This is a genomic window from Moritella sp. Urea-trap-13, from assembly GCF_002836355.1.
Taxonomy (GTDB): Bacteria; Pseudomonadota; Gammaproteobacteria; order Enterobacterales; family Moritellaceae; genus Moritella.
Map to the genome: position 1 here is coordinate 306,484 of NZ_PJCA01000001.1, position 12,950 is coordinate 319,433.

A 12,950-nucleotide genomic window follows, 5' to 3' on the forward strand; every position below is an offset into this window, starting at 1 on the left:
TATTCATCACTGTTAATCGCTTATTCTTATTCTTATTCTTAATCGTTAATCGTTAATCGTAGCGATTAACTTTACTCTTATCTATCGCCTCTTTACGCTCTTCAAAAGAACCTACTCGTAAGAAAAAACGCCATGTTTGACGTGGTACCCGCTGCTTAATCATATTATCACTAACCAATAAATACTCCGTACTTGCTAGGTTCGTTATCACTGTCACCTTCTGGCGCGAGATATCAAACTCAGCAGGTACATGACTGCCATTTTTAAACATACCGAATTCAGTGAACACTAATAGTGCTGGCTGTCCGTATACATCATCTGTCGATTGCCACTCACCTAAAAGTGGATTGTCTTTGGGTAAATAAACCCACAACCCAGCCAACAAGATCAGTATAGTCATAACCAAGGTAACAATATATTTAATCATAATAGTCGCTTTAATAGCAAAAATCTCGGTGTAATATACATCACACCGAGATCCAATTAACTAACTTAACCTAGACGTAATTACCGTCTGGCGAGTCCTGTTATTACGTTATGCTTTACTCTGCAACAGCAGGATAAGATACATCAGCTGCTTTGATCAGCGTTTGTATCAACATCTCGTAGTCAGCTTGAGCATTAATATTTTTTAAAGTATCCGCTAAACGTGTTGCTTCTTCAACATTGATTTCAGCATCACGCACAGACGTGAATTTAAGCAATGTTACATCACCACTAAGTGATATTTCTGTTGCAACGTTTGCTTGTGCTGCAGCAGGTTTCGGCATTGAGAATAATTTACTCAATACTTTAAAGTCTGCTTTTGTATAATCAAAACGGCTTAGCCATTCCGGAGCAGTAAAGCTTGCATCAACACTTGCTAGTTCAGCAGCAACGCTTTCACCCACATTAATTTTAGCTGAAACAGTGCTCATAAAGCTTAATGCTTTTTGCTCTGCTTTTGTGGCGGTTAAGCGTTCTACGATTTCGTCATTAACATCTGCTAACGCTTTTGTCGTTTGTGGCTTGTATGCATTAATGCGAACAACAATGCTTTGGGTATCAGAAATATTAATGATTTCAGAGTTCAGTGCTTCCGCAATAAAGTCTTGGTCAAATAATATAGCGGCTACTTTCGGATCATTTAACGGTGCAGGGATCGCATTAGCAGAAAACAGTTCTGTTGACACAACCACTAATCCTGTCGCTTCAGAAGCAACATCCAGTGAATCTGGCACTTCAAATGCTTGTTCAGCTAATTGCTCAGCTAGCTCATCAAAACGAGACACTGCGTGTTCGCTTTTCAAACGTGTTTCAATAGTTGCTTTAACGTCAGCAAATGCTTTCACTTTACCTGGTGCAACAGCAAGTAGTTTAATGATATGGAAACCAAAATCACTGCGAACTAGTTCAGTTGTTACATCACCATCATTCACTAATGCAAATGCAGCCGTTTCAAACGCAGGATCCATAATATCTTTTTCTAACCAATCCAACTCACCGCCATTCTCGCCACTGAACGTATCATCTGATGATGATTTCGCTAGCTCAGCAAAGTCTGCGCCTGATTGGATTTGAGTTAGTAAATCTTGTGCTTTCTGTTCTGCAGCTGACTCATCATCATTGAATGCCACAAGGATATGCGCGACTTTACGCTTATCTTCTTGCGCATAAGATGCTTGATGTTCATTGTAGTAAATTTCAGCGTCGTCAGCAGCTAATTCAATATCAGCACTGATGTTCTTCATATCAACTAAGATATAGTCTACAGAAGCTTGTGGTGGTGTCTGGAACGATGCTTTACTCGCTTCGTAATAGCTACTTACTTCAGCATCTGTAACAACGATATCAGCCGCAAATTTATTTGCTGGCACGATAAGTTGGCTTAATTGACGTTGTTGATTTTGTAGTGCCGCTAATTGCTGCACTTCATTTGGTAAACTAAATTCAGAGTTTACTAATGCGTCAGTCAATTGTTGTTGTGCAAAGTCAGTACGTAATCGTTCAACAAATTGCGCAGGAGTCATACCACTTTGACGTAGTAAGCTCACATAACGGTCATCATTGAAAACACCATCAGTTTGAAATTCTTGCATTGCAAAAATATAACCACGGATTTTTTCATCGCCAATGCGTAACGTTAAGTCATGTGTCATTTGCTGTAATAAATTTTGCGCAACTAACGTATTAAGAGACTGTTGACGTACTTGATTTTGAAATGCTGGTTGTTCCCAACGCGCGGCAAATGCTTCACCTTGTTGAGACTCTAAACGAGAACGATCTGTTCTCACTTGATTTTCGAGTGCTTGTGTTGAAATATCGACACCATTCACTGTTGCAGCGGATTGAGCGCTACCACTACCTAGATAGCTACTTACACCAGCAAGGGCAAATGTAACGATCACTGCGCCTAAAATAATCTTAGCACCTGGTCCTTGTGAACCTTCGCGAAACTTCTCTAACATAATTCTATTCTCTAAACTGCAATACAGTAAATAACAATAAAAACGCACCTTTATGGTGCGTCTTTACTCAAAAATCAAAACGAATAGCTTATGCTTTTAATGCATCTTTTAATAATTTCCCAGCTTTAAAAGCGGGTAGTTTAGATGCTGCTATTTGAATTTCTGCGCCTGTTTGTGGATTACGGCCAGTACGTGCCGCACGATCTCGTACGCTAAAAGTACCAAAGCCCACTAGCGTAACAGATTCGTCTTTTACTAGTGTTTCAGTTACCGATTCGATCATTGCATCAATAGCACGACCAGCGGCAGCTTTAGAAATATCAGCTTTAGCGGCAACACTATCTATCAGTTGAGCTTTATTCACTTTCTTCCCCTAAATAGAACTAACGTTTATAGCGTTTATAGCGTTTATAACAAGGTTAGAGTGACTATTCAAGTCTGGGTCGACACTCTAACCTATAAAACCATCACACTATTTTGATACCACTTCGAAAGAATCTGGATGATTCTCTAACGCAAGCACGAGTACTTCTTCAATCCAACGTACCGGATGGATCTCCAGATCACCAATCACGTTTGCTGGAATTTCTTCCAAATCACGTTCGTTTTCTTTTGGAATCAAGACACGCTTAATACCACCACGATGCGCCGCAAGTAACTTCTCTTTCAAGCCACCGATAGGTAATACTTCACCTCTTAACGTGATCTCACCTGTCATTGCAACGTTTGCACGTACAGGGTTACCCGTTAAGCTCGATACCAGCGCTGTACACATAGCAATACCAGCACTTGGACCATCTTTTGGCGTCGCGCCTTCAGGTACGTGTACGTGAATATCACGTTTTTCGTAGAAGTCATTATTAATGCGTAGTTTTTCAGCTCGAGAACGAACAACCGTCATCGCCGCTTGAATAGACTCTTGCATCACTTCACCTAATGAACCGGTGTAGTTAAGCTTGCCTTTACCAGGAACAGAGGTGGTTTCAATAGTCAGTAATTCACCGCCTACTTCTGTCCATGCTAGACCCGTCACCTGACCAACACGACTTTCACTTTCAGTCTTACCAAAATCAAAGACTTGCACGCCTAGATATTCAGATAAGTTGTCTTGGGTGATCGTCACTGATTTAAGTGATTTGTTCAGCAATATCTGTTTCACCGCTTTACGGCATAATTTAGAAATTTCACGCTCAAGTGAACGTACACCCGCTTCTCGAGTGTAATAACGGATAATACCCATTAATGCACTATCTTCGATGTTAATTTCTTTGGCTTTTAAACCATTACGCTCAATTTGCTTATCCAGCAGATGCTGTTTAGCAATATTTAGTTTTTCATCTTCGGTATAACCCGATAAACGAATAACTTCCATACGGTCAAGCAGTGGACCAGGAATATTCATTGAATTCGATGTCGCAACAAACATCACGTCAGACAGATCGTAATCAACTTCTAAATAGTGATCATTAAACGAGGTATTTTGTTCTGGGTCTAATACTTCCAGTAATGCCGAAGCTGGATCGCCACGCATATCCGACGCCATCTTATCTATTTCATCTAATAAGAATAGGGGATTGCGAACTTCAACTTTCGCCATTTTCTGGACTATCTTACCCGGCATAGAACCAATATAAGTACGGCGATGTCCACGAATTTCCGCTTCATCACGTACGCCACCAAGAGCCATACGTACATACTTACGTCCAGTTGCTCTCGCAATCGATTGACCTAACGAAGTTTTACCTACACCAGGAGGACCGACAAGACATAAAATTGGGCCTTTAAGTTTATTCACTCGGCTCTGTACTGCTAGATATTCTAAAATGCGTTCTTTTACTTTATCCAAACCAAAATGGTCTGCATCAAGTATTTCTAGCGCTTTAGCAATGTCTTTTTTAACTTTTGAACGTTTCTTCCAAGGAACTGAAATCATCCAATCGATATAACTACGTACTACAGTTGCTTCTGCAGACATAGGCGACATCATTTTTAATTTATTTAACTCAGCAATGGTTTTGGCTTTTGGTTCAGCAGGCATTTGTGCTTGCTCAATTTTCTCAGCCAACTGTTCAAATTCATCAACGCCATCTTCAGATTCACCTAGCTCTTTTTGAATCGCTTTCATTTGCTCATTCAAATAGTATTCGCGCTGGCTTTTTTCCATCTGCTTTTTAACACGTGTACGAATTTTCTTTTCAACGTGTAATAGGTCGATTTCAGATTCCATCTGTGCCATTAGGAACTCAAGACGTTCTGCAACGTTACTCAGTTCTAATACCACTTGCTTGTCTTCTAATTTCAACGGCATATGTGCTGCCATTGTATCTGCAAGACGCGCAGCTTCGTCGATCGCCATAACTGATGTAAGTACTTCAGCAGGGATCTTCTTGTTTAGTTTTATATAACCTTCAAACTGACCGATTGCAGTGCGAATAAGTACATCTTCTTCTTCGTCAGATACTGACTCAGAAACAATGTATTCAATCTCGGCTTGGAAGTAATCATCGCCATCACTCAAGCTATTTAATTTAGCTCGTTGTGTGCCTTCGACTAATACTTTGACCGTACCGTCAGGCAATTTTAACATTTGTAAAATATTAGCGACTGTACCCACGCTATTCAAATCATCAACTTGGGGATCATCTTGAGCTGCATCTTTTTGTGCAACTAAAAATATTTGTTTATCTGTATCCATTGCGGCTTCAAGACAACGAATTGACTTTTCTCGGCCAATAAACAAAGGAATTACCATGTGGGGATAAACCACAACATCACGCAATGGTAATACAGGAATATTTACGCTTTCCGTACGCTCAAAACTCATCTTGTCCTCACTTATAAAACTGGACTAAGGGCTAATATTGAATATATAGGGGTTATTACTCAACAATCAATGCTAGGAGCTTAAATTATGAAAAATAATATAAAAAAAGGGGCATTGCGCCCCTTTTTAACAGTAAGTGTTTAAAAATATAACACTAGTCTGCAGATGCAGCCTTATTTTCAGTATTTTCATAAATCAAAATTGGCGCTGATTCTTCTTTAATGACAGATTCATCAATCACAACTTTGCTAATATCTTCAACTGAAGGAAGATCGTACATCGTATCCAGTAAAACGGCTTCTACAATTGAACGTAAACCACGTGCCCCAGTATTTCGAGACATGGCTTTTTTAGCAATTGCAGTAAGAGCATCTTCACGGAACTCAAGTTCAACACCTTCTAAATCGAATAATGCAGCATACTGTTTAGTCAGCGCGTTTTTCGGTTCAGTTAAGATCTGAATCAATGCAGTTTCATCAAGTTCTGTTAATGTTGCTGTCACAGGTAGACGACCGATAAATTCAGGAATAAGACCGAATTTAACTAAATCTTGTGGTTCAACTTTAGCAAAGACTTGCGATAATGTTGCTTTGTCAGCCTCGCCTCTCACTTCTGCCGTAAAGCCAATACCACTGCCTACGTTACTGCGCATTTCGATCACTTTCTCTAAGCCAGCAAATGCACCACCACAGATAAATAAGATCTTAGATGTATCTACTTGTAAAAACTCTTGTTGAGGATGCTTACGACCACCTTGTGGCGGTACTGAAGCAACAGTCCCTTCAATTAGTTTTAATAATGCTTGCTGAACACCTTCACCCGATACGTCTCGAGTAATAGATGGATTATCAGATTTACGTGAAATTTTATCAATTTCATCGATATAGACAATACCGCGCTGGGCTTTCTCTACATCATAATCACATTTCTGCAATAATTTCTGAATAATATTTTCAACATCTTCACCAACATAACCAGCTTCAGTTAATGTTGTTGCATCAGCCATAGTAAAAGGTACATCAAGAATACGCGCTAATGTTTCAGCTAATAATGTTTTACCACTACCAGTTGGACCAATTAACAAGATATTACTCTTACCTAGTTCTACACCATTAGATGTATCGCCATTGCGTAAACGCTTATAGTGATTGTATACCGCAACTGCTAATACTTTCTTCGCATGGTCTTGACCAATAACGTAATCGTCTAACTTGCTACGAATCTGATGCGGTGTCGGTAGTTCATCACCTTCACGTTTTGGTGCAATTTCTTTAATCTCTTCACGAATAATATCGTTACAAAGATCAACACATTCATCACAAATGTAGACAGATGGGCCGGCAATTAACTTACGTACTTCATGTTGGCTTTTGCCACAAAAAGAACAATAAAGTAATTTACCGTTATCCCCACTTTTTGTTTCTGTCATTCGATAACCTCACATTACAGGTAGAAAGTCTTATGCCTAATCTTAATTATGGCCAAAAGAGACTCCACCTGTCAAAAATTACTTAATCGCGTTTTGTTATTACTGTATCGATAAGACCGTAATCCATCGCTTCAGCTGAAGTCATATAATTATCACGATCTGTATCAGCTGCAAGACGATCAAATTCTTGACCTGTATGCGCTGCTAATATTTCATTCAATTTACGCTTAGTTTTAAGAATTTCTTTCGCGTGAATTTCAATATCAGATGCTTGACCTTGATAACCACCTAACGGTTGGTGAATCATGATCTTAGCGTTAGGTAATGCATGACGCTTACCTTTTTCGCCACCAGCAAGAAGGAATGCACCCATGCTCGCAGCCATACCCATACAAATCGTCGACACATTTGGCTTGATAAACTGCATAGTGTCATAAATTGACATGCCAGCACTTACAGAACCGCCTGGTGAATTGATATAAAGAAAAATATCTTTATCTGGGTTTTCTGATTCTAAGAAAAGTAACTGTGCAACAACTAGATTAGCCATGTGGTCTTCAACCTGGCCAGTCAAAAAGATTACACGGTCTTTTAAGAGTCGAGAATAGATATCATAAGAACGCTCACCTTTAGCTGTTTGTTCAACAACCATAGGGACTAACGCGTTTGACGGAGACTCTGTGATATCATTAAAGAATTTTGACATATTATCATCCCTAAATAAAAATGGCCCAAGTGAAATACCCCCACTCGAGCCATTATAGCGCTTAATTACGTATTTTGTTCAATCGAATCAGCAATTATGCGTTTTGAGTCGCTTTATTCATTAGTTCTTCAAACGCAACTTCTTTTTCTGTAACGTTTGCTTTTTCTAATACTAAATCAATAGCTTGGTCTTCAACAGCTACGTTACGAACGTTTTCTAGTGCTTGCTCGTTGTCTTTGTAGTGTGCGATTACTTCAGCTGGATCTTCGTATGCAGAAGCCATAGATGCGATCATGTCTTGAACACGTGCGTCATCTGCAGTGATTTCGTTTACTTTGATGAATTCACCAAGTACTAGACCGATTTTAACACGACGGCTAGCTTGCTCTGTGAATAACTCATCAGGAAGTTCTGGAGCGTTTTGTGGAGCCATTTGACCAAAACGTTGCATAGCTTGCTCACGTAATGTAACGATTTCTTGCTTAACTAGTGCAGCAGGAACGTCGATGTCATTTGATTCAACTAATGCGTCAAGCACTTTAGTTTTTGTGTCAGCTTTGATAGCTTGCTCAAGTTCACGGCTCATGTTTTTGCTGATTTCAGCTTTTAGAGACTCAAGAGTACCGTCTTCAACGCCGAATTTACCTACGAATTCTGCATTGATTTCTGGAAGTTCTTGCGCTTCAACAGCATTTAGCGTGATAGCGAAACTTGCAGTTTTACCTTTTAGGTTTTCTGCATGGTATTCTTCAGGGAAAGTTACTTCAACAGTGAACTCTTCGCCTGCAGATTTACCTACGATGCCTTCTTCGAAACCAGGAATCATACGACCTTGGCCCATAGCTAGTGTGAAATCTTCAGCTTTGCCGCCTTCGAATTCTTCACCATCGATGCTACCGTTGAAGTTAACTTTAACTTGGTCGTTAGCTTCAGCAGCACGATCAGCAGTAACCCACTCAGCGTGTTGCTTACGTAAGGTTTCGATCATGCCATCAACATCAGCGTCTGTTACTGAAGATACTGATTTTTCGATTGTGATTGCTTCGATACCAGCAACTTCGAATTCAGGGTAAACTTCAAGTGTTGCAGTGAAAGAGAAGTCTTCGCCTTCTTTAACTTGTGCAGGTTCAAGAGTCGGAGCACCAGCAAGGTTTAATTTTTCAGCTACGATTGCTTCGTAGAAGTTACGTTGCATGATTTCGCCAGCAACTTCTTCAGCTACAGCAGCGCCAAAGCGTTTTTTGATTACTTTAGCTGGAACTTTACCTGGACGGAAACCATCGATACGTTGAGTTTTTGCTAAACCACGTAAACGGTTGTCGATTTCTTTGCTAACTGTTGCAGCTGGAACTGTGATAGTTAAACGGCGCTCTAGGCCTTGAGTCGTCTCTACAGAAACTTGCATTTAGATACCTCTAAGTAATTTATAACATTTCCAACTGGAAATTTATGACGCGACATTATAGCTAGCAGCAATAAAAAAATCGAGCATTGCCGCCCTAAATAGCACTTAAATAATTTATTTGCTTATAATGTATGGATGAAAAGTTAAAATTCAAGAACAAAAATGACTTTTATGACTAAATAAGGTGAAAAACTACAAATTTACAGTGCTACAACTCCACTTTGGTTAATTAGTCACCATCAACTTTAAGATCATTAATCCCCCTGCGCAGTAGAAAATTAAGATTTACACTATAATCAATTTGACGTGAACCAGATCAACCTGCTTTAGATTGCTACTAGGAGTTGCTATGACCCTTATCGAAATTGAACGTGCATTTTTAGATTTTACCAATCAGCTAGAATCACTCAAAGAAAAGTACCCCAACCCAGAGATGATGCAGCATATTGATAATCTGATGACAGATACCCAAATCATTAAACTAAAAGTAATGCGCTTAGACAGCGTTAAAGAACAAGACCAACAAGACTTGTCGCTATCGGTTGCCTGTCACATCAAGAAGTTACAAGAGCAGATATCAGCACTAAAGCAATCATTTGAAATAGTTACCTTCAATGCTTAGGCACAATAGATAAAGTGCTTTATCTTCACCACAAAGTAGCGCAATTAACATTTCTGTAACTATACTTCGGCAAATAACAGTGGATTGTTAAATGCTTAGAGTCGTAGCAAGGGACACAATTCACTCATTATCTAATCTATATTTTGCGAGTCATTATGGATAATTTTGAGGGAGGTTATGTGCGCTTATCTAAACTAACGATAAAACTAATCGCATTTGTACTAGGGATTGTATCAACACCGTTATTTGCCCAGCAGTCGACATTGAATATGACGGAGGGCGTCACGGGTATCAGTAATACCGTTTATAACTTACACATGACCATTCTCTATATTTGTATTGCGATTGCGGTAATTGTGTTTGGCATTATGTTTTGGTCTTTATATCGCCACCGTAAGTCCAAAGGTGCTGTCGCAGCCAAGTTCCATGAAAGCACAACTGTCGAGATTATTTGGACAGCTATCCCCATCGTCATTTTAATTGCCATGGCGATCCCGTCAACACAAGCGCTAATCTTGATGGAAGATACCACAGAAGCAGATATCACCATTCAAATCACGGGTTCGCAATGGAAGTGGCATTATCGCTATTTCGATCATGATCTTGAGTTTTACAGCCGTTTAACCACCAGCCAAGCCGAAATTAATAACGAGATAGAAAAACAGCCGCATTATCTAAAAGAAGTGGATCATCCATTGGTATTACCGATCAATAAAAAAATCCGTTTCTTGGTTACAGCCGACGATGTCATCCACTCATGGTGGGTGCCTGCCTTTGCGGTAAAGAAAGACGCTAATCCCGGCTTTATCAATGAGGCTTGGACCAAGATAGATACAGCTGGTACCTACCGCGGCCAATGCGCAGAGCTGTGTGGCAAAGACCATGGTTTCATGCCAATTGTGGTCACCGCGCTAGAGCCAGAAGCATTTGATGCTTGGTTGGCTCAAGCAAAAGTCACGGCAAAACAACAGTTACAAGCAGAGCAGCAAAGTCTGACCAAAACCATGGACATGCCGACGATGATGACGCTCGGTGAAACCGTATATAACCGTACATGTGCCGCTTGCCACCAAGTCGGTGGGCAAGGTATTCCCGGCGCGTTCCCCGCATTAAAAAACAGCCCTGTTGCACTTGGCGATGTCAATAAACACATCACCATTGTCCTGCAAGGTGTATCCGGTACCGCAATGGCAGCGTTTGCCAAACAGTTAACTAAACAAGAGCTCGCAGCAGTTATCACCTATGAACGTAACGCTTGGGAAAATAATACCGGTGACATTGTACAGCCAGCACAAATCGACACTGCATTAACCAATAGCAACTAATCGGTAATTCAAGGGACTGCACATGAGTGATATACAATTAAAAGATAATGCAGAGCAAGTAATTAACTCTATTTCTGAACCACAGCACGATGCTGAACACCACGGCGCACCAAAAGGTTATAAACGTTGGTTATTTTCAACCAACCACAAAGACATAGGTAGCTTGTACTTGTGGTTTAGTTTAACCATGTTTTTTATTGGTGGCGCAATGGCCATGATCATTCGCGCGGAGCTATTCCAACCCGGCCTACAGTTAATCGAGCCCAACTTTTTCAACCAAATGACCACATCACACGGCTTAATAATGGTGTTTGGCGCCGTTATGCCTGCATTTGTTGGCTTGGCTAACTGGATGCTACCCTTGATGATAGGTGCGCCGGATATGGCACTGCCACGGATGAATAACTGGAGCTTTTGGATCTTACCGTTTGCCTTTTCATTATTGCTGTTATCGTTGTTTACAGAAGGTGGCGGCCCTAACTTTGGTTGGACCTTCTATCCGCCGCTATCAACTAAATACAGTCCCGACAGTACCGCGATGTTTGTATTCTCCGTGCATTTAATGGGGATCAGTTCGATCATGGGGGCGATTAACGTCATCGTCACCATTTTAAATATGCGCGCACCGGGCATGACATTAATGAAAATGCCGATGTTCGTGTGGACTTGGTTGATTACTGCATTTTTGTTAATCGCCGTGATGCCAGTATTAGCTGGTGCAGTGACGATGATCCTGACAGATAAATACTTCGGCACCAGTTTTTTTGATGCTGCCGGGGGCGGTGATCCAGTCCTCTTCCAACATATATTCTGGTTCTTCGGCCATCCCGAAGTGTATATTATGATCTTGCCATCATTTGGCATCATCTCAGCTATCATTCCGACATTCGCTCGTAAACAATTATTTGGCTATCACTCTATGGTGTATGCCACTGCATCGATTGCCATCTTGAGTTTCACAGTATGGGCGCATCATATGTTTACTGTGGGCTTACCTTTGGCAGCTGAGCTGTTCTTTATGTATTGCACCATGTTGATATCAGTGCCAACTGGGGTGAAAATATTTAACTGGGTATCTACGCTCTGGCGTGGCTCGATTACCTTTGAAGTGCCAATGCTATTTGCCCTAGCTTTCATTGTATTGTTTACCATAGGTGGTTTTTCGGGACTGATGCTGGCCATTACCCCCGCCGATTTTCAATATCATGATACCTACTTTGTTGTGGCTCACTTTCATTACGTACTGGTAACTGGCGCGGTGTTCTCGATTATGGCGGCAGCCTATTACTGGCTGCCTAAATGGACCGGCTACATGTTTAATGAAAGACTGGGTAAATGGCATTTTTGGTGTTCTTTAATATCAGTCAACATTCTATTTTTCCCGATGCATTTCTTAGGTCTTGCAGGTATGCCGCGCCGTATTCCCGACTACGCGCTGCAATTTGCCGATATTAACAAAATAGTCAGTATTGGTGGTTTCCTATTTGGTCTTTCTCAACTGATTTTTGTTACCGTTGTTATCATGGCCGTTCGCGGCGGTCAAAAGGCACCAGCAAAACCATGGGAAGGTGCCGAAGGATTAGAATGGACGGTTCCTTCACCAGCGCCTTACCACACCTTTGATACCCCACCTGAGGTGAAATAATGACAACAGCGAAAATAAAAAAACACTTACGCCTGCTGATCTTTAGCGCTGTCGGTATGTTCGGTTTTGGTTTTGCCTTAGTGCCACTCTATGATATTTTTTGCGACATTACTGGGTTAAATGGCAAAGATTATAGTCGCGCATCATCCGTACCGATGACAACCGTCGATGAGTCTCGCACGGTCAAGGTTGAGTTTGTCACGTATTTAAACAAACAGCTGCCTTGGCAATTTAAGCCTGAAATTAACAGTATTGAGTTACATCCTGGTGAACGCTATCAAGTCAGCTTTGTGGCGATCAATCAAAGTGACCAAGACACCTTTGGCCGAGCTGTGCCTTCGATTAGTCCTGGTTATGGCGCGCAATACTTAGTCAAGACAGAATGCTTTTGCTTTCAAGAACAAATGTTAGCGGCCAATGAAGAGGCGATAATGCCACTTATTTTTTATATCGACCCTAACATACCCGCAGATATATCGACATTAACCCTCGCCTACACTCTGTTTAAAAATGAACCAACTGAAGTAGCAATGCGCTAGGAGCCTTG

General features: G+C 40.8%; 11 protein-coding genes. 4 read left to right on the forward strand and 7 right to left on the reverse strand.

Annotated features, from left to right (window positions below):
* Nucleotides 1-52: 52 nt before the first annotated feature.
* From CXF93_RS01380 to tig, 7 genes are all read right to left on the reverse strand, one after another.
* On the reverse strand, nt 53-427 hold the full coding sequence (locus CXF93_RS01380) for a hypothetical protein (RefSeq protein WP_101060518.1): 375 nt from the start codon (nt 425-427) through the stop codon (nt 53-55).
* A 115-nt stretch (nt 428-542) separates the two neighbouring features.
* Nucleotides 543-2,447, reverse strand: a complete 1,905-nt coding sequence (locus CXF93_RS01385) for a SurA N-terminal domain-containing protein (RefSeq protein WP_101060519.1) — start codon at nt 2,445-2,447, stop codon at nt 543-545.
* An 88-nt stretch (nt 2,448-2,535) separates the two neighbouring features.
* On the reverse strand, nt 2,536-2,811 hold the full coding sequence (locus tag CXF93_RS01390; protein ID WP_101060520.1) for an HU family DNA-binding protein: 276 nt from the start codon (nt 2,809-2,811) through the stop codon (nt 2,536-2,538).
* A 108-nt stretch (nt 2,812-2,919) separates the two neighbouring features.
* Nucleotides 2,920-5,271 carry an endopeptidase La gene (lon, locus tag CXF93_RS01395; RefSeq protein ID WP_101060521.1) on the reverse strand — a complete coding sequence of 784 codons (2,352 nt, stop codon included), beginning with the start codon at nt 5,269-5,271 and terminating at the stop codon, nt 2,920-2,922.
* A 154-nt stretch (nt 5,272-5,425) separates the two neighbouring features.
* Nucleotides 5,426-6,700, reverse strand: a complete 1,275-nt coding sequence (clpX, locus tag CXF93_RS01400; protein WP_101060522.1) for an ATP-dependent protease ATP-binding subunit ClpX — start codon at nt 6,698-6,700, stop codon at nt 5,426-5,428.
* Nucleotides 6,701-6,782: 82 nt separating this feature from the next.
* Nucleotides 6,783-7,406: an ATP-dependent Clp endopeptidase proteolytic subunit ClpP gene (gene clpP, locus CXF93_RS01405; protein ID WP_101060523.1), complete on the reverse strand. Its 624-nt coding sequence runs from the start codon at nt 7,404-7,406 to the stop codon at nt 6,783-6,785.
* 94 nt (nt 7,407-7,500) lie between these two features.
* Nucleotides 7,501-8,811, reverse strand: a complete 1,311-nt coding sequence (gene tig / locus CXF93_RS01410) for a trigger factor (RefSeq protein WP_101060524.1) — start codon at nt 8,809-8,811, stop codon at nt 7,501-7,503.
* A gap of 349 nt (nt 8,812-9,160) precedes the next feature.
* Between tig and CXF93_RS01415 the strand changes: the two genes are divergently transcribed.
* From CXF93_RS01415 to CXF93_RS01430, 4 genes are all read left to right on the forward strand, one after another.
* The gene (locus tag CXF93_RS01415; RefSeq protein ID WP_101060525.1) at nt 9,161-9,433 is read left to right on the forward strand and encodes a hypothetical protein; all 273 of its coding nucleotides are present in this window, start codon (nt 9,161-9,163) and stop codon (nt 9,431-9,433) included.
* 155 nt (nt 9,434-9,588) lie between these two features.
* Nucleotides 9,589-10,758, forward strand: a complete 1,170-nt coding sequence (gene coxB, locus CXF93_RS01420) for a cytochrome c oxidase subunit II (RefSeq protein ID WP_101060526.1) — start codon at nt 9,589-9,591, stop codon at nt 10,756-10,758.
* A gap of 22 nt (nt 10,759-10,780) precedes the next feature.
* The gene (gene ctaD / locus CXF93_RS01425) at nt 10,781-12,403 is read left to right on the forward strand and encodes a cytochrome c oxidase subunit I (RefSeq protein ID WP_369832180.1); all 1,623 of its coding nucleotides are present in this window, start codon (nt 10,781-10,783) and stop codon (nt 12,401-12,403) included.
* The gene (locus CXF93_RS01430; RefSeq protein WP_101060527.1) at nt 12,403-12,942 is read left to right on the forward strand and encodes a cytochrome c oxidase assembly protein; all 540 of its coding nucleotides are present in this window, start codon (nt 12,403-12,405) and stop codon (nt 12,940-12,942) included. The genes ctaD and CXF93_RS01430 overlap by 1 nt, the downstream gene beginning before the upstream one ends.
* Nucleotides 12,943-12,950: the final 8 nt, after the last annotated feature.